This window comes from Micromonospora sp. DT46 (assembly GCF_049841735.1).
In the GTDB taxonomy this organism is placed as follows: Bacteria; Actinomycetota; Actinomycetes; order Mycobacteriales; family Micromonosporaceae; genus Micromonospora; species Micromonospora reichwaldensis.
This window is the reverse complement of the sequence record NZ_JBNCKW010000007.1, coordinates 319,904-336,532: the sequence shown is the minus strand read 5'-3', so window position 1 is coordinate 336,532 and position 16,629 is coordinate 319,904. Positions and strand designations below refer to the sequence as shown.

14 protein-coding genes are annotated in these 16,629 nt (G+C 72.5%); 9 read left to right on the top strand and 5 right to left on the bottom strand.

From position 1 onward, the window contains the following. Positions 1-2: 2 nt before the first annotated feature. From ACLQ20_RS21405 to ACLQ20_RS21390, 4 genes are all read right to left on the bottom strand, one after another. Positions 3-2,495 carry an AfsR/SARP family transcriptional regulator gene (locus ACLQ20_RS21405; RefSeq protein WP_327028955.1) on the bottom strand — a complete coding sequence of 831 codons (2,493 nt, stop codon included), beginning with the start codon at positions 2,493-2,495 and terminating at the stop codon, positions 3-5. A gap of 80 nt (positions 2,496-2,575) precedes the next feature. Beyond that, on the bottom strand, positions 2,576-3,793 hold the full coding sequence (locus ACLQ20_RS21400) for a pyridoxal-dependent decarboxylase, exosortase A system-associated (RefSeq protein ID WP_151452350.1): 1,218 nt from the start codon (positions 3,791-3,793) through the stop codon (positions 2,576-2,578). Beyond that, the gene (locus tag ACLQ20_RS21395; RefSeq protein WP_358118610.1) at positions 3,790-5,379 is read right to left on the bottom strand and encodes an acyl-CoA ligase (AMP-forming), exosortase A system-associated; all 1,590 of its coding nucleotides are present in this window, start codon (positions 5,377-5,379) and stop codon (positions 3,790-3,792) included. The genes ACLQ20_RS21400 and ACLQ20_RS21395 overlap by 4 nt, the downstream gene beginning before the upstream one ends. Continuing rightward, complete coding sequence (locus ACLQ20_RS21390; protein ID WP_151452349.1) at positions 5,372-5,626, bottom strand: phosphopantetheine-binding protein; 255 nt, start codon at positions 5,624-5,626, stop codon at positions 5,372-5,374. Before ACLQ20_RS21390 ends, ACLQ20_RS21395 begins: the two co-directional genes overlap by 8 nt. Before the next feature lie 340 nt (positions 5,627-5,966). On the opposite strand from ACLQ20_RS21390, the gene ACLQ20_RS21385 reads away from it, so the two are divergent. Continuing rightward, positions 5,967-7,046, top strand: a complete 1,080-nt coding sequence (locus ACLQ20_RS21385) for a helix-turn-helix transcriptional regulator (protein ID WP_151452348.1) — start codon at positions 5,967-5,969, stop codon at positions 7,044-7,046. A gap of 28 nt (positions 7,047-7,074) precedes the next feature. On the opposite strand, the gene ACLQ20_RS21380 is transcribed toward ACLQ20_RS21385, so the two are convergent. Further along, on the bottom strand, positions 7,075-8,946 hold the full coding sequence (locus ACLQ20_RS21380; protein ID WP_425857415.1) for a condensation domain-containing protein: 1,872 nt from the start codon (positions 8,944-8,946) through the stop codon (positions 7,075-7,077). A 432-nt stretch (positions 8,947-9,378) separates the two neighbouring features. Here ACLQ20_RS21380 and ACLQ20_RS21375 point away from each other — a divergent pair, with 432 nt between their 5' ends. From ACLQ20_RS21375 to ACLQ20_RS21340, 8 genes are read left to right on the top strand one after another with little or no spacing between them, the layout of a single operon-like run. Next, positions 9,379-9,645, top strand: coding sequence for an acyl carrier protein (locus ACLQ20_RS21375; protein ID WP_132234309.1), 267 nt, complete (start codon positions 9,379-9,381; stop codon positions 9,643-9,645). A gap of 28 nt (positions 9,646-9,673) precedes the next feature. Continuing rightward, on the top strand, positions 9,674-10,282 hold the full coding sequence (locus ACLQ20_RS21370) for an acyl-CoA dehydrogenase family protein (protein WP_151452346.1): 609 nt from the start codon (positions 9,674-9,676) through the stop codon (positions 10,280-10,282). Continuing rightward, positions 10,279-11,409: an acyl-CoA dehydrogenase family protein gene (locus tag ACLQ20_RS21365; protein WP_151452345.1), complete on the top strand. Its 1,131-nt coding sequence runs from the start codon at positions 10,279-10,281 to the stop codon at positions 11,407-11,409. The genes ACLQ20_RS21370 and ACLQ20_RS21365 overlap by 4 nt, the downstream gene beginning before the upstream one ends. After that, the gene (locus ACLQ20_RS21360) at positions 11,406-11,924 is read left to right on the top strand and encodes a hypothetical protein (protein ID WP_151452344.1); all 519 of its coding nucleotides are present in this window, start codon (positions 11,406-11,408) and stop codon (positions 11,922-11,924) included. Before ACLQ20_RS21365 ends, ACLQ20_RS21360 begins: the two co-directional genes overlap by 4 nt. Next, positions 11,921-12,382 carry a hypothetical protein gene (locus tag ACLQ20_RS21355; protein ID WP_151452343.1) on the top strand — a complete coding sequence of 154 codons (462 nt, stop codon included), beginning with the start codon at positions 11,921-11,923 and terminating at the stop codon, positions 12,380-12,382. Before ACLQ20_RS21360 ends, ACLQ20_RS21355 begins: the two co-directional genes overlap by 4 nt. After that, the gene (locus ACLQ20_RS21350; RefSeq protein ID WP_151452342.1) at positions 12,375-12,824 is read left to right on the top strand and encodes a GNAT family N-acetyltransferase; all 450 of its coding nucleotides are present in this window, start codon (positions 12,375-12,377) and stop codon (positions 12,822-12,824) included. Before ACLQ20_RS21355 ends, ACLQ20_RS21350 begins: the two co-directional genes overlap by 8 nt. Next, positions 12,812-13,396 carry a hypothetical protein gene (locus tag ACLQ20_RS21345; RefSeq protein WP_192581211.1) on the top strand — a complete coding sequence of 195 codons (585 nt, stop codon included), beginning with the start codon at positions 12,812-12,814 and terminating at the stop codon, positions 13,394-13,396. The genes ACLQ20_RS21350 and ACLQ20_RS21345 overlap by 13 nt, the downstream gene beginning before the upstream one ends. Continuing rightward, the gene (locus ACLQ20_RS21340; RefSeq protein ID WP_192581210.1) at positions 13,393-16,629 is read left to right on the top strand and encodes a S41 family peptidase; all 3,237 of its coding nucleotides are present in this window, start codon (positions 13,393-13,395) and stop codon (positions 16,627-16,629) included. Before ACLQ20_RS21345 ends, ACLQ20_RS21340 begins: the two co-directional genes overlap by 4 nt.

Here is a 16,629-nt window from a genome sequence, read left to right as displayed (position 1 = left end):
GGTCATTGGTCCTCCGCCATGCCGCTGGCCAGCCCGAACTGGTGCTGCCGGAACGGGATGCGGCCGACCGCTACCCGGTGCTCGGGATGCCGGTCGTCCCGACGCGCCGCGCCGGTGTCGGGCACCAGCTGCGCCGGCCGGCTGCTCATCCGGTGCACCGCACTCAACGAGCGCAGCGTGATCGCCCGCCAGTCCAGGGCGCCGAGCTGGTCGAACGCCTCCAGGGCCACCTCGTGCCGGGCCGCGGCATGGTCCAGCCGCTGCTCGCAGAGGTCGAGCCGGCCGAGCCCGTACAGCATCACCGCCTCACCGAGTCGGTCCCCGGCCCGCACCGCGGCCTCCAGGGCGCAGAGGCTGCTCTCCCGCCACTCGCCGAAGCGGGACTGCGTCTCGGCGAGCGCGGCGACGGCGGCGGCGAGGTTCCAGCAGTAGGCCACCTCGCCGGCGCGGGCGGCCTGCCGGACCGCGGCCAGCAGCGCGGTGCGTTCCCGCTCGTACCAGGCCAGCGGATCGGTCAGCGCGGCGTCGACGAGCGGCTCGGCCAGGGGCCAGACGGCCGCGGCCGAATGGCGGGCGATGCGGTGGCCGCCCTGCCGCAGCCGGGCCTCGTCGGCCAGGAAGAGCCACCCGCCGAGCATCCGTCGGGTCGCGGCGGCCCGGTCGGCCGCGCTGCTCTCGGCCAGCGACAGGTCACGGGCGTGCAGCCGGACCAGGTCACGCAGTCGGTAGCGGGTGGCCCCGCCGGTGCCGCTGAGCACGTCGACCAGCCGGGCGTCGATGAGGGTCTCCAGCACCTCGGCGGCGGAGTCCGCGTCGAGCTGCAGCAGCGGGGCGGCCACCCAGGCCGCGAAGGTGTCGGTCTCCAACTCGCCGAGGTGCCTGAACAGCAGTTGTGCCGCCGGCGGCAGGGCGTCGTAGGTCCCCCTCAGCCCGGCCCGTACGTCCAGGCCCTGGTGGACCAGCCCACCCAGCCGCTGCCCGGGCTCGACGAGCCGGGCGGCGAGCTGTCCCAGGCTCCAGTGCGGACGGGCGGCGAGCCGGTTCGCGGCGATCCGCAGCGCCAGCGGCAGACCACCGCAGAGTTCGACCAGCTCGATGGCCTTGCTCGGCTCGGCGGCGACCCGGTCCCGGCCGACCATGGCGGCCAGCAGCTCGATGCCGTCGTGGGCGTCGAGTCGGTCGATCTCGAAGACGTGCGCGCCGGGCAGCCACGCCCGGCGGGCCCGGGTGGTCACGATCAGCCGACAGGCCGGCGTACCGGGCAGGAGCGGGCGGGCCTGGGTCGGGTCGGTGACGTCCTCGATCACCACCAGCATCCGCCGGTCGGCGAGGGCGCTGCGGTAGAGCGCCTCCCGGCCGTCGAGGGTCTCCGGAATGGCCGACCTGGTGAAGCCGAGCGACCGGAGGAACCGCTCCAGCACCTCGGCGGCGCCGTCCGGGCCGGGCGGCATCCGGGCGTAGAGCTGGCCGTCGGGAAACTCGCCGGCCAGCGCGTGAGCGGTCTCGATGGCCACGGTCGACTTGCCGACCCCGACGAAGCCGGTGATCACCGCCACGTCGAGCGAGTGGCGGTCGCGCCCTGTAACGGTTGCGCCGCCGAGCCGGTGCCGCAACAGGTGCAGCATCTCCGCGCGGCCGGTGAAGTCCGGCGTCCGGGCCGGCAGCATCCGGGGTACCGGCATCCGCAACTGCGGCCCGGGCCCGGCCGCCACCGGCGTCGCCAGCTGGTCGGCGCCGGTCAGGATGGCCAACTCCAGTCGGTGCAGCGCCGGGCTCGGTTCGAGCCCCAGCTCGTCCACGAAGGTCTTGCGCACCGCCTGGAAGGTGGCCAACGCCTCGGCCTGCCGGCCGGACCGGTACAGCGCCCTCATCAACTGGCCGGCCGGTCGCTCGCGCAGCGGGTACTCGGCGACCAGGGCCCGGATCTCGCCGATCACCTCGTGGTGCAGGCCCAGTTCGAGTTCGGCCTCGATGCACTCCTCGAGCACCTCGACCCGCCGTTCGGCGATCCGGACCAGCTTCGCCCGGACCACGTCGCTGTCCACGTCGCAGAGCGGCTCACCGCGCCACAGGGCCAGCGCGGCGCGGAACGCCGTCCGCGCCGCCTGCGGATCCCGGGCCACGCCGGCGGCCCGGCCCCGGGCGACCAGGTCGGCGAAGACGTGCAGGTCGAGTTCGCCCGGCGCCAGGTCGATGAGATAGCCGGTGCCCTGCATCCGGATGCGCTCGCCGAGCCCGGCCCGGGCCAGCGACCGGCGCAGTACCGACACGGCGGTCTGCACCTGGGCCCGGGCGGTGGTGGGCGGCGTCTCGCCCCACACCGCGTCGATCATCGACTTCAGCGCCACCACCTGGTTGGGGCTGAGCAGCAGCAGCGACAGCACGACGCTCTGCCGGCGCGCCGTCACGGTGACCGGCTCCTCGCCCTGCACCTGCAACGGCCCGAGGACCCGGAAGCAGAGCGGTCCGTGTTCGTCGTCTTCCTGCCTGACCAATTGATCCACCTGCCTCATTCAGCGGTACTGCGACGACGACGGTTCGGAGTGTCGGGCTGCGGCGGCGTGCGGGCGCGCGTTCAGAGCAGGACCTCGGTCGGCGGTGGATGGCCGAGGAACGCGGTCGGGCTCGCGGTCAGGCCGTACGCGCCGGCCTGGAAGATCGCGATCAGGTCCCCGGGCTCCGCCCGGGGCAGGGACACGTCGTTGCCGAGCAGGTCCAGCGGGGTGCAGAGGCAGCCGACCACGGTGACCGTCTCCTCCGGCGCGGCGTCGAACCGGTTGGCCACCGCGAGCGGATAGTTGCGCCGGATCACCTGGCCGAAGTTGCCGGACGCGGCGAGCTGGTGGTGCAGCCCGCCGTCGACCACCAGGAAGGTCTTGCCGCGAGAGGTCTTCCGGTCGACGACCCTGGTGAGGTAGACACCGGCCTCACCGACCAGGTAGCGGCCCAGCTCCACGGCCACCCGGGCGTGCGGCAGGTTCGGGCGGATCCGGGTGTCGAGCAGGTCGGCCAGGTTCTCGCCGATCGGTGCCAGCTCCAGCGGCTGGTCCCTGGCCGAGTACGGGACACCGAAGCCGCCGCCGAGGTTCAGGTAGCGGATCGGCGCCGGGGTCAGCTCGGCCAACGTGAGGATCATGTCGACGGTGCGACGCTGCGCCTCGCAGATGTTCTCGGCGTGCAGGTTCTGCGAGCCGGCGAAGACGTGGAAGCCGTGGAAGTCGATCTCGTCGACGGCCAGCTCGGGCAGCAGGTCGGGGACGGACTCGACGTCGACGCCGAACTGCTGCGGACCGCCGCCGAGGCGCATGCCGGAGGCGCGTACCGCGAAGTCGGGGTTCACCCGCAGCGCCACGCGGGCCTGGATGCCGAGGGTCTTGCCGACCTCGCGCAGCCGGGCGAGTTCGCCCGCCGACTCCAGCTCGATCAGGACACCGGCGGCGACCGCCCGGGTGAGTTCATCGGTCGTCTTACCCGGCCCGGCGAAACTGACCTGCTCGGCCGGCATCGGGGTGTCCAGCGCGTGCCGCAGCTCGCCGGCGGAGGCCACGTCGAAGCCGTCGACCAGGCCACTCAGGTGGTGCAGCAGCGCGGGCATCGGGTTGGCCTTGACCGCGTAGCTCAACCGGATGCCCGGCGGCAGCGCGGCGCGGACCGCCGCGACCCGCTCGGAGACCAGGCGGCGGTCGTAGGCGAAGAACGGCGTGCCGCCGACCCGGGCGGCCAGCCGCTCCACCGGTACCGTGCCCACGGTGAGCTGGCCGCCGGTGGCGGTGAACCCGACCGGCGCGCTCACGAGCCGGCCTCCACCAGTCGGCGCAGCTCGACCCGGTCGAACTTCCCGTTGACCGAGCGGGGCAGCTGCGGCAGTACGACGGTCCGCTGCGGCAACATGTACGTCGGCAGGTCGTGCGCCAGCGACTTGCGCAGCACCTCGGTGTCGCAGTCGCCGCCGACGACCAGCACCACCTCGTGCCCGAGCCGCTCGTCGCCGACGCCCAGCGCCACCGCCTCGCTCACCAGCCCGGTCGCGTAGGCGGCCTCTTCGATCTCGGTGGGGCTGACCCGGTAGCCGGAGGTCTTGATCATGTCGTCGGTACGCCCGACGAAGTACAGGAAGCCCTCGGCGTCGTGGTAGACGGTGTCACCGGACCAGACCGCGATCTCCGGACGGATCGCCGGATCGGCGCCGGGGGCCGGCCGGAACCGCAGCGCGGTGCGTGCCGGGTCGTTCCAGTAACCCTGGGCCACCAGGGCGCCCCGGTGCACCAGCTCACCGTGTTCGCCCGGCGCGCAGTTCGTGCCGTCCGGCCGCACCACCAGGATCTCGGCGTTGCCGATCGCCTTGCCGATCGAGTCCGGTCGACGGTCCACCTCGTCGGGGTCGAGGTAGGTGGAGCGGAAGGCCTCGGTCAGCCCGTACATCAGGTAGGGCCGCGCGTTCGGCAGCAGCGCGCGCAGCCGGGTCAGGGTGGCCAGCGGCATCCGGCCACCGGTGTTGGCGAAGTAGCGCAGCCCGGCACCGGCCTCCGCCGGCCAGTCCAGCGCCGCCAGCTGCATCCACAGCGGAGGTACGCAGGTCAGCGCGGTCACCCGGTGCCGGGCGCAGAGCCGCACCACGTCCCGCGGTACCAGGTAGTTGGTCAGCACCACGTGCGCGCCGGCGATGAACGAGGTGGTCAGCTGGCTGAAGCCGGCGTCGAAGCTGAGCGGCAGTACCGCCAGTACCGTGTCGTCGGCGGTGTGCCCGAGGTAGCCGGCGACGCTCGCCGCGCCAGCCAGCACGTTACGGTGCGACAGCACCACTCCCTTCGGGCCGCCGGTGCTGCCCGAGGTGTAGAAGATGGCCGCGATGTCGGTGTCGATCACCACCGCGCCGTCCGGTACCCGGTCGGCGGCGGTCGCGGCCAGCCGCTGCCAGTCGGTGATCCGCCAGCGCCCGGCGGGCCCGGTGACGGCGTCGGCGCCGACGAGCACGATGTCGGTGACCGAGGTGCTCTCGCTCAGCGCGGCGCGTACGGTCTCGAACCGCTCGGCCGTCGTGATCACCACGCGGGCCGTGCAATCGGCCGTGACGTGTGCCAGGTGCCGCGCCTTGAACAGCGGGTTGACCGGGACGAACACCGCGCCGGCCGCCGAGATCGCCAGCATCGCGACGACGGTCTCGATCCGCTTCTCGGCGTACACGGCGATCCGGTCACCGCGGCGTACTCCCAGCTCGTGCAGTCCGCGGGCGAGCCGGGCGACCCGGTCGGTCAGCTCGCGGTAGTCGATCGTCTCCGACCTGAAGGTGACTGCGGGCCGGTCCGCCGCGCCGTACCGGGTCAGCTGGTCGACGCGGACCAGTGGAGTGCCGGGAGCGGCGGTGACCAGCTCACTCACCGGTGACCGTCTCGACGGTGACGAACTCGGCGACCGTCGCCCACAGCGACCCGACCGTCGCGAACGTCTCCTCGGTCAGCCGCTCGTCGGGCATCTCCAGGCCGTACCGGTCTTCCAGGTCGGCCAGCAGCTGCACCACGCCCATCGAGTCGAGGCCGAGGGCCGTGAGGTCGTCGGTCGGGGCCAGCTCGCCGCCCTCGGCGTACGGAAGGTGGGGGAGCAGCGTCTCCTGGAATGAGCGAGGCATGTCCGCGTTCGTCACCGTGGTCCCTCTCGATCGCTAAGCGTCGTCGCGACGCGTCGGCCGGCCACCTGCCTGGACCGGATGGCGGGCCTGGCCCGCCGACGGAGGAACCTCATCACGGCGCTCTCTCAACCTGCCATCGTCCGGCTCTTGGTCCGGCTGTCGTCGTGGGTCGTCCGGTCGCCCCGGTGGTGCCGGTGATAGCGGGATGAGAGCGACGGTGCCGCACGGCCGGGTGGCGCGGTGCGCGAGTGAGGTTGGCGTGATTGCCGCTGCTGTCACCGTGGAGCCCGCGGCGGTGAACCGCCAGCGGAACTCGGGAAACATGACCGGGAGGCAGCGGATGTCGACAGACGCTCTGTCGCGGATCAGTTGGACGCCCAGCTTCGGCGGACGCCTCGTCGAGGACGACGGCATCGACGCCCAGGATCGCGTGAACGCGCAATGCATCGAAGTATACCACTATATAGTGCGACACGGCGCGATCGCGCCGTCCGGGTTCGACCGGGTGGCGGTGGAACTCGGCCGGACCGGACACGAAGTGGTCTCGACGATCATGCAGCTCGTCGAGCTGCGCCTGTTACGTACCGACGGCGCGGTCGGCGGCCGGTTGGTCCCGGTCGACCCGCAGTATGCCGCCACCCTGCTGGTCTCACCGATCGAACGCGCGATCTACCAGCAGCGGGAGCTGGCCGACCAGCTGCGCGAGCGGATCGACTCGATCGCCGGCGCAAGGGACTCCGCCGTGGTGCCCGGCGGCTCGATCGACCGGCTCGAAGGCGTGGCGGAGCTGCGCGGACTGCTCAAGCAGGCCGCTGACGTGTGCCGCGACGAACTCGTCGTGCTGCGGCCGAGCCACGACGACGACGAGGTGCTCGACCGGCTCCTCGAGGCCTGTCACGGCGTGCTCGACCGGGGCGTCTCCGTCCGGATCATCTCGCCGCACCGCAGCCGGGCCGGTTTCGCCTCCCGGGCCAAGTCCCGGCGGTTGATCGACGGCGGCGCGGCGATCCGGACCATCAGCCAGGTCCCGCAGGCCTCGGTGGTCTTCGACCGCTCGCTCGCGGTGGTGTTCGGGACGTCCGCCGACGGACTACTGCCCACGGGGCACCGGGTCCGCGACGAGAACGTGGTGCGGTACCTCATCGAGATGTTCGACCAGCTCTGGGAGGGCGCGGCACCGCTGGCCGCGGACGAGACCGGCTACGCCGACGAGGTCGCCGACGACCTGCAACGCTCGATCGCGCTGCTGATGGCCCAGGGCCTCACCGACGAGGCGGTGGCCCGTCGGCTCGGGATGTCGGTGCGCACCTGCCGCCGACACATTGCCGCGCTGCTGCGCAGTCTCGGCTCGGTCAGCCGCTTCCAGGCCGGCGTGCAGGTGGCCACCCGCTTCGCCACCGGGTCCCCGCTCGGCACCTGATGCCCGCCGGGCCGGCGCGGGGACCGGCTCAGCCCACCCGGGTCAGCCGGGCTGCCAGCGCCCGCAACGGCCGGGCGCTGGCCAGCTGATCCGGCGAGATCCCGACCCAGCCCCGCTCGCGCAGCGCGGACAGGGTGCGGGGCACCCGCAGAGCCCGGCCGCCGGCGGCCGTGTAGCTGTCCGAGCCGTCCACGGCGGCCAGCTCGTTGACCAGGGCGACTACCTCGGTGAGCAGCTCCTCGGCGGGCCCGGGCGACCGGCCGCCGGCCGCCGTCGCCGGGCGATCGAGGTCGGCGTGCGCGTCGGTGTCGACGTCCCCGTCCCCGGCGTCGACGAGCTCCAACCGGTCCGGGCAACGCACCGCCGGCCGGTCGTACATCGTGCCGAGGACATGCGTGCGCAGCTCGGCCGGAGTGAGCGGAGCCCGGGTCCGTACCCGGGCGACCAGCTCGCCCGTGCGCACCTGCACCCGCGCGTCGATCACCGCGGGATGCGAGCGCAGCGCGGCCCGGGTCGCCTCGACGCACACCGCGTCCGACCCGACCCGGACCAGTTCGCGGCGGGCCGGCGGGGCGAATCCCAGCTCCCGGGCTGCCTCGCTGACCCGCAGGTCCACCGAGGGGTCGCGGTGCGCCTCGATCAGCCGGACATGACCGCGCAGGAACCGCTCCACCGTCTCGGCGGGCAGCACCGCCGACTGGGCGTGCAGGGCCACCGTCACCCCGTCGCGCCACTCGTAGATTCCGAGGTAGCTGTCCGAACCGGCCTGCGCCCAGGCCGCCGGCGGGGTGTTCCAGGCGAACCGGTCCCGGCGAGCCCCGCAGGAGCGCGGGGCGTAACTCAGGAAGTTCACCTCCGAGGCGATCCGCACCGGCTGGCCGCGACGGAAGCTCTCGGCCGCGATCAGCTCGGCGATCTCGTCGTACGGCACGTAGGCGTGCCGCTGCGCCTGCTCCACCCGGTCCGCCGTGCGGCGCAGCAACTCGCTGAACGGCGGATCGTCGGCCAGCTGCACGGAAACCACCGTCGGGGAGAACATGCACGTCATCACGGACATGTGCTGGCTGGCCTCACGGTGGCTGGTGAGCCAGCTGAACGGGACCGACGCCTCGCCGGTGTAGCCGGCGGTGAGTATCGCGTAGCAGGCCAGGTGGACGGCCGACGGCCAGCAGCCGTGCCGTGCCGCGATCTCCCGGCTCGCCGTCAGCAGCCCCGGTGAGGTGATCGACGCGCTGAACGCGGTGCCCGGCCCGGCGGCGGTGGACCGCCGGGAGGCGAAGACGTCCGCCGGGAGCCGCTCGATCTCCCGGCGCCAGTGCGCCAGCTCGGCGGCGTTCGCTGCGGCGTCGCGGTTCGACTCCTGCCGGGCGAGGTCCACCGGCTGGTGCGCCACCGGCGGCAACACCGCCCGGCGGCGGGCGGTGATCGCGGCGAGCATCGCCTCGAACTCGCGACGGAAGGTGTTCAGGCTCCAGTCGTCGAAGGCGATGTGGTTGAGCACCACCACGAGGCGCCGGGGCCGGCCACCGGTGGTGACCACGCAGGCCCGGATCGGCCAGTCCCGGGTCAGGTCAAAGTCGGCGACGGTCAGCTCCGCGACCACCGCGGCCGGGGCCGGGGTGCCGTCCGACTCGGTCGACACCAGCCGTACCGGCAGTGGCGCGGGCGGTTGGACCCGCTGCTGCGGCCAACCGGCCGGATCGGCGAGGATGACGGTACGCAGCGCCTCGTGCCGGCGGACCAGGTGGTTGAGCGCGGCGCGCAGATCGGCGACCGAGATGCCCTCCGGCAGGGGGCAGTTGGCGACGATGTGTGCGTCGTGCCGGGCCCCGGCGGGTATGTGCTGGTACCGGAGCCAGTGGTAGCGCTGGCCCCAGCAGAGATTCGCGCTCTTCTCCACAGAAACTGACTCCTCTTCCCGCGTTCGTCCGCCCATATGATCGGGCCGCCGGAAACGTTTCGGCTAGTCAGTGCCGGTGACAATAATTGACGGCAAAGAGCTGCCATCGGCCGGCACCGGGCAGTTCTCCCGACGCTATTGACACCGGGTGGCCTGGTCGGCAAATCTCTGCGTACCGATCCAACAGGCTCGGGAAACTGGTTCAGCAAAACCCGGAGAAGGAGTGATTACCATGGCGAAGATCGCTGCCAAGGCCGCTGCCAAGGCTGCCGCGAAGGCTGCCGCGAAGGCCGCTGCGAAGGCTGCCGCGAAGGCCGCTTCCAAGAGCTCCCTCTAAGTCTCAAGAGGGTTCGGTGGCATGGTCGGTGAGCTGCCTGGAGGTGGCTTCGCCGGCCATGCACCATCAATCCGCACAAGGGAAGGATCGGGTCAATGGAACGTTCGGAGATTATCGAGCACCTGCGGATCTCGCTGTCGGTGGTGCTCAACCGGGAACTGCCCGAGCTCTCCGCCGAGACGCAGATCCTTGAGGACCTGGAAATCGACTCGATTCGTTTCATTGAGCTGATAATGAGCCTTGAGGACACCCTCCAGCTCGACGTCGATCCCGAATCGCTGGAGCCGGAGGTGTTCCAGTCGGTCGGTTCCTTCGCCGACTACATCCAGACCCGCCTGCAACAGGTGGACGTCGCCCGTTAGCCGTTCGCGGCAGGCACAGGAGGACCGCATGCGGGACATGATCGACGAGTGCGAGCAGACGGCGTACTCCGCCGGGCTGGCCGCCGGGCTGGCCGTGGCGCTCGCCGAGGCGCCGGGCATCACGCCGCCGGGCCGGGTCGCCGCCGTTCCCACCGCCGCCCTGCCCGCCGGTTGGGCGACCACGCCCGCCTCGACGGTCGGGCATCGGATGGCCGGTCAGGAGGGCATCAGCTTCGCCACCACCGACGGCCACCCCGGCCCCGCCGACGGGCAGCTCACCCAGTTCTGCGCGCACCTGGGCGCGGTCCGGCTGGGCGTCACCCGACGGTTGCTGGAGTGGGCCGTGGAGTACCTCTCCGGCCGGACGGTCGGCGGGGAGCCCACCATCCGCAAACAGCTGGTGCTGGGCGTACTGGCGGACGTGCAGACCGCCGTCGAGGCGGCCCGCCGGTCCTTGCGGGTCTCCGGCACGGTCCCGGCCGCGGTGCTCGACGTGCACGACCGGGTGACCACCCTGGACTGGGAGGCCGCCAAGCTGCTGGGCGCCAGCGGATACGTCGCCGGCACCCCCACCCGCGGCGCGTACGTGGCCCAACTGACCGCGAACTGCTGGCTTCCCCGGGAAGGTGTCTCATGATCGAGCTGGATCCGCCACTGCGCGCCCTACGGGACCAGTGCCGGGACGCGGCGACGGACCTGCGCTCGCGGGCCCTGTCGGTCGACGTCGACCCGGAGGACATGACCGGGCACCTGGACTCGCCGGCGCTGGCGATGGTCCGGGCGGCCAGCACCCCCAAACGCTTCCAGGACCCGTCCGGCTGGCAGGGCGAGTACACCGACAGCTGCCTGTCCCGCGCGGTGGCCAGCCTCGAGCTGGCCTGCGGTGACGCCGGCCTGCTGACCGCCAACACCGGCCCGGCGCTCGCCGGCATCGCCGTGGACGCGCTCGGCAGCGAGGCCCAGCAGGAGTTCTTCTACGAGTCCATCGCCGACGGCCGGACCTGGACCTTCTTCGCGATGACCGAGGACGCCCGCGGCAGCGACGCGACCGCGATGGAGACCCGCCTCGACGCGGACCCCGACGGCGACTACCGCCTCTTCGGCGCCAAGCGGTACGTCGGCAACGGCTCCCGGGGTGCGACCGGGGTGGTGTTCGCCCGGACCGGCCGCTCCCCGCTGTCGATCAGGGCGGCCATCCTGAGCTGCCCGACCCCCGGCTTCGCCGGCCACGCGCTGGAGATGACCGGGCTGCGTGGCGCGCGGATCAGCGAGCTTTCCTTCGACGGGGTGCACGTACCGCGCGAGATGCTGCTCGGCGCCCACCTGCCGGCGTCCCGCCGTGGGATCTGGGGCGCGAGCCGGACCTTCAACGTGATGCGGATCCAGATCGCCGCGATGGCGCTCGGGGTGGCCTTCGCCGCCCGCGACTACGTCTGCGAACAGCGGCCGGGCTGGTCCGGGCACGAGCTGACCACCGCCCGGCTGGCGGCGGCGCGGGCCCTGCTCTACGACGCCGCGAACGAGGTCGACCTTTCGCCGGACGACCGTCGGACGCCGTCGATCGCCAAGCTGCACGCCACCGACCTGGCTGTCCACGTCACCGGCTGGGCAGCGAACGCGCTCGGCCCGGGCTCCCTGCTGCTGCACCCGCTGCTCGAGAAGTGGTGCCGTGACGTGCGCGCCTTCGAGTTCATGGACGGCACCAGCAACATCCTGCGCCTGCACATCACGCACGGCATCGCCACCCGGAGGCCGACGTCATGACGTTGACCGCGACGCCGCTGGACGGGGTACGCACACCGCGCTGGTCCGCCCGGGCCTTCGCAGAGGCGGACCGCGACCAGGTGCTGGGGATGTTCACCGAGCCGGACTTCTACTTCCGCACGGCCCAACCGGACACCCGCGGTGAGTGGGAACTGCTCGATCTGCTCGGCACCGAGACCGAGGTGCTGCTCGCCGACGGTGAGCCGGTGGGCCTGTTCGCCACCGAAGCGGTTGGCGCCGAGCACGGCTGCCACTACCAACTGCACCTGCGGCTGCGTTCCGGCGCCCCGCTGAACTGGTGGTGCCAGGCGTACGACGAGGCGGTGCGGGCGCTGCGCTGGCGGCGCGAGGTGGTCCGGATCTCCGTCCTGGTGGGCGAGTACGACCAGGACGGGCTCGAGGCGGCCCGGGCGGCCGGGCTGACCGAGGAGGGCACCCTCGCCGACGTGGTCGTGCAGGAGGGACGCCGGTACGGGTACGTCTTCTTCTCGCAGATCTGGGTGCCGACATCATGACATTGCGCGGGTACCGCAGTACCGACCTACCGCTGCTGACCGGGCCGTGGCTCGCCGGCGAACTGCTCGGCATGCCGCTGGAGCAGGCACCGGCAACGGTGGTGCCGGCGGCGGTCGAGGCGCCGAAGGACAACACCGTGGAGCTGTGCGTGCTGCCGGGAGCGGCCTTCGTCCGCTTCGCCGAGCTGGACTGGGTGCACCGCCGGGCCCGGTTGGAGATCGGCGTGCAGCCGGGCGCCGATGACCTGGTCCCGGCGCTGCTCAAGACCGCCGTCTCGCACGGCTTCCGGGTGCTCAACCTGCACCGGCTGTACGGCTGGGTGACCCCGGCGGCGGCCGCGCCGGTGGACCTGTTGCAGGACGCCGGGTTCATCGGCGAAGCGACGGTCCCGGCCGGCCGGTGGTTCGCCGGCCGTCCCGTCGACCGGCAGATCTGGGGAGCGGTACGCCATGACTGAGATTCAGCGACTCGACACCGCAGCCGCCGCCTCGGCGCTGGCGGCGGTACCCGGGGCGGCCCGGGGTTTCCTCGGCGTCGACCCGGTCACCCAGAACCACGCCCTGCTGGTCCGCGAGCTGACCCGGCTGGGCGCGCAGGTCTTCCGGACCGGTGACACGCTGCTGGGCTACCTGCCCAACGAGGAACAGCCACGCCAGGCGTACGTGGCGAGCACCTCGCCCGATCCCGAGCCGCTACGCGGTTTCCTCGACTTCCTCGGCAACTACCAGCGGTGCACCTCGTTCGTCGCCCTGGTGCCGGCGGACAGCCCGCCGGTGCTGGCGTTGCACGACTGTGGGTTCACCCGGGTCGGCACCTTGCGCGAGCACCGCTACCAGTCCGGCGCCTACCAGGATGTGTCGGTGTACTTCGTCCGTGGGGAGGACACGTGCCGTTCGTGACGGTCAGGCATCTCACCGAGGCCGACATCCCCATCCGGACCGCGCTGATGCGCGAGTCGCGGTTCCAGGCGAACCTCACCGACTACGCGGTCGTCACCGGCGACGACGTGCTGGAGCACCGCCAGCGGGTGGGTATCACCGAGGAACACGACATCAAGCGGCACTTCACCCTCTGCGGCCCACGCGAGCAGGTGGTGGGGTTCGCCTGGATCACCACCATCGACTGGCGCAGCCAGTGCTGCGAGCTGTCGTTCGGGATCCTGCCCCGGTTCCGGGGGGCCTTCGGCGCCGCGGCGGTGGCCGCCGCGCACACCTTCCTGCGTACCGAGCTGAACATGCGGGTCGTGGTGAACCAGGTGCTCGAACACAACACCATGCTGCTGTCCTCAGAGAACCTGGCCGCGCAGCGCCGGGTGCGCTGCGCCTACGACTCGTACACGGTGGGGCAGTGGCGCACCGCCTGCTACTGGTCGGAGAACCAGCAGGACGCGCAGGCACAGCGGTCCCAGGTCGAGGACCGCCGCGCCGCGGTCGCCGAGCGGATCCGCGCGATGACCCAGCGCGCCCGGTGAACACCGATGGCGCGACCGGAGGCTACCTGCGGTTCCCCACCGTCGCCGGCGACACCGTGGTGTTCACCGCCGGGGACGACCTGTGGCGGGTGCCGTTCGCGGGTGGACCGGCGAGCCGGCTGACCGCCGGCGGCACCGAGTACGCCCACCCCCGGTTGTCCCCGGACGGCAAGCTGGTGGCGTTCGTCGGCTCGGACGACGGACCGAGCGAGGTCTACCTGCTGCCGCTGGCCGGCGGCCCGGCCCGCCGGCTCACCTTCCAGGCGGCCCGGTGCGTGGTGGTCGGCTGGCACCCGCACCACGACGAGATCATCTACGCCAGCACCGCCGAGCAGCCGACCGGCTTCGGCTACCGGCTCTTCGCCGTCGGGGTCGACGGCGGGCCGACCCGGCTGTTCGACCACGGCGCGGCCAGCACCCTCTCGTACGGCCCCGGCGGCGCGCTGGTGATCGGGCGCAACCTCGCCGACCCGGCCCGCCGCAAGCGGTACACCGGGGGCGCCGCCGGTGAACTCTGGGTCGACCACGACGGCAGCGGCTCCTTCACCCGGCTGGCGCTGCCCGGCAACGTGGCCAACCCGTGCTGGGTCGGTGACCGGATCTTCCTGATCAGCGACCACGAGGGCACCGGCAACGTCTACTCGTGCCGGCCGGACGGCAGCGCGCTGACCCGGCACACCGGACACCGCGACTTCTACGCCCGTGGTCTGAGCACCGACGGACAGCGGCTCGTCTACCACGCCGGTGCCCGGTTGTACGCGTTGGACGCCCCCGGTGAGGCGTCCCGGCGGCTCGACGTCTCACTTGCGAGCTCGCGCCGCCAGCAGGCCCGGCGGATCGTCTCGGCCGCCGAGTTCCTCGACAGCGCCCGCCTCAGCCCGGACGGCACCAACCTGGCCCTCGTCGCGCGGGGCAAGGCGTTCACCATGGCGCACTGGTCCGGCCCGGTGCGTCGACACGGCACCGCCGAAAGGACGCGGCACCGGTTGCTGAGCTGGTTGGCCGACGGCCGCCGGCTGGTCGCGGTCGCCGCCGACGACCGACCGGACGAGCGGCTGGTGCTCTTCCCGGCCGAGGGCGGGGCCGCCTCGGTGGAGATCCCGCTCACCGACATCGGCTGCGTCACCGAGCTGGTCGCCTCGTCGGCGTCCGGCCAGGTGGCCTTCGCCACCAACCGCCAGCAGCTGTGGCTGCTGGACACCGACAGCGTGCTGCCGACACCGCGGTTGCTGGACAGCAGTGCGTTCGAGCGGATCGAGGACCTGGCCTGGTCGCCGGATGGCCGGTGGCTCGCCTACACGTTCCCGGACACGCCGCGCACCTCGGCGATCAAGCTGGCGGAGGTGGCGCTACGGCGCTCGTTCCAGGTCACCCGACCGGTGCTGCGCGACAGCCGGCCGGCGTTCGACCCGGCCGGGCGCTACCTCTACTTCCTTGGCCAGCGCGACCTCACCCCGGAGCACGACCAGGTGCGCTTCGACGTCGGCTTCCCCTTCGGTAACCGGCCGTACCTGGTGACCTTGCGGGCGACCGAGGCGTCGCCGTTCGTGCCGCGGCCCGTCGACGGTGCGCGGCGGGGCACCGAGGCCGGAGCCGGACCGCCGTTCGTCGAGATAGACCTCACCGACATCGATCGCCGGATCGTCGGGTTCCCGGTACCGGAGGGGCGGTACGCCAGCATCGTCGGACTGCCCGACAGGGTGCTCCTGCACACCGTGCCGGTCACCGCGCCGGACCCGGTCAAGCCGGACGCTGCCCCCGTCGGCATGGTCACCGTGGTCGACCTGCAGACCGCGGAGGTCACCGAGGAGCAGTTGCTCGGGGTCGACGACATCAGCGCCAGCCCGGACGGCGGCACGCTGCTCTGCCAGGTGCGTGACCGGCTGCGGGTGCTCGCCGCCGAGGACGCGGAGGACGCCGACGACGACCCGTACGCCCGGTGCGCCCCGCCGACCCGGAAGAACGGCTGGGTAGACCTGACCCGGCTGCGGGTGTCGATCCAGCCGGCCGCGGAGTGGCGGCAGATGTACCGCGAGACCTGGCGGCTGCAGCGGGAGAGCTTCTGGCACGCCGAGATGTCCGGGCTGGACTGGGACGGGCTGTACCAGCGCTACCTGCCCCTGGTGGATCTGGTCGGGTGTCGCTCGGAGCTCTCCGACCTGCTCTGGGAACTGCAGGGCGAGCTGGCCACCTCGCACGCCTACGAACACGGTGGTGACTACCGCCGGCCTGTCGAGCAGGCGCAGGGGTTTCTCGGAGTGGACTGGAGCGCCACCACCAGCGGGGTCGGCGATCCGCCGGCACAGTGGCGCATCGAGCGCATCCTGCGCGGTGACCCGTGGAACCCCGATGCCACCTCGCCGTGCAACCGGCCCGGTGTCGACCTGCGCCCGGGTGACGCGGTGGTGGCCATCGACGGGCAACCCGTCGGCCCGGCCGGGCCGGGGGAACTGCTGGTCGGCCAGGCCGACCGAGAGGTCGAGCTGACGGTGCTGCGCGACGGCGCCGCCCCGCGCCGGGTGTGCGTGCGGGCGATCCGGGCCGAGGGCCGGGCCCGCTACCGTGACTGGGTGGAGGGCAACCGCGCCCTGGTCGCATCCACCTCGCGGGGCCGGCTCGGCTACCTGCACGTGCCGGACATGTTCCGGACCGGCTACGCCGACTTCATCCGGGGCTTCCTCTCCGAGCTCGACCGGGACGGGCTGGTGGTGGACGTGCGCTTCAACGGCGGCGGACAGGTCTCCCCGTTGCTGCTCGACCGGCTCGCCCGGCGCCGTGGTGGCGCCGAACACGGGCGCTGGAGCGGCGCCACCCCGTACCCGGTCGAGTCGCCGCGCGGCCCGATGGCGGTGCTCATCAACGAGCACACCGGATCGGACGGGGAGATCTTCAGCCACATGTTCCGGCAGCTCGGCCTGGGGCCGCTGATCGGGAACCGGACCTGGGGCGGCACCATCGCCACCTGGCCACGCCACGAGTTGGTCGACGGCACGGTCACCACGCAACCGGAGTTCTGTTACGTCTTCGACGGCATCGGTGCCGGCCTGGAGAACCACGGCGTCGTGCCGGACGTCGTCGTGCCGGACCCGCCGCAGGGCGTGCTGGCCGGGGCCGACCCCCAGCTCGCCGCCGCCGTCGCGCATCTGCTGGCCGGCCTCGGGCAGCCGGCGCCGGCCCGGCCGACCGCGCGACCGCTGGCGGCGCTGTCGACCCGCTCCAGGTTGGTCGGGTGA

Coding starts and splice junctions, on each gene's coding strand:
- ACLQ20_RS21350 (WP_151452342.1), top strand. CDS start 12,375: ATGACTGAGATTCAGCGACTCGACACCGCAGCCGCCGCCTCGGCGCTG.
- ACLQ20_RS21355 (WP_151452343.1), top strand. CDS start 11,921: ATGACATTGCGCGGGTACCGCAGTACCGACCTACCGCTGCTGACCGGG.
- ACLQ20_RS21390 (WP_151452349.1), bottom strand. CDS start 5,626: ATGCCTCGCTCATTCCAGGAGACGCTGCTCCCCCACCTTCCGTACGCC.
- ACLQ20_RS21385 (WP_151452348.1), top strand. CDS start 5,967: ATGTCGACAGACGCTCTGTCGCGGATCAGTTGGACGCCCAGCTTCGGC.
- ACLQ20_RS21370 (WP_151452346.1), top strand. CDS start 9,674: ATGCGGGACATGATCGACGAGTGCGAGCAGACGGCGTACTCCGCCGGG.
- ACLQ20_RS21375 (WP_132234309.1), top strand. CDS start 9,379: ATGGAACGTTCGGAGATTATCGAGCACCTGCGGATCTCGCTGTCGGTG.
- ACLQ20_RS21360 (WP_151452344.1), top strand. CDS start 11,406: ATGACGTTGACCGCGACGCCGCTGGACGGGGTACGCACACCGCGCTGG.
- ACLQ20_RS21365 (WP_151452345.1), top strand. CDS start 10,279: ATGATCGAGCTGGATCCGCCACTGCGCGCCCTACGGGACCAGTGCCGG.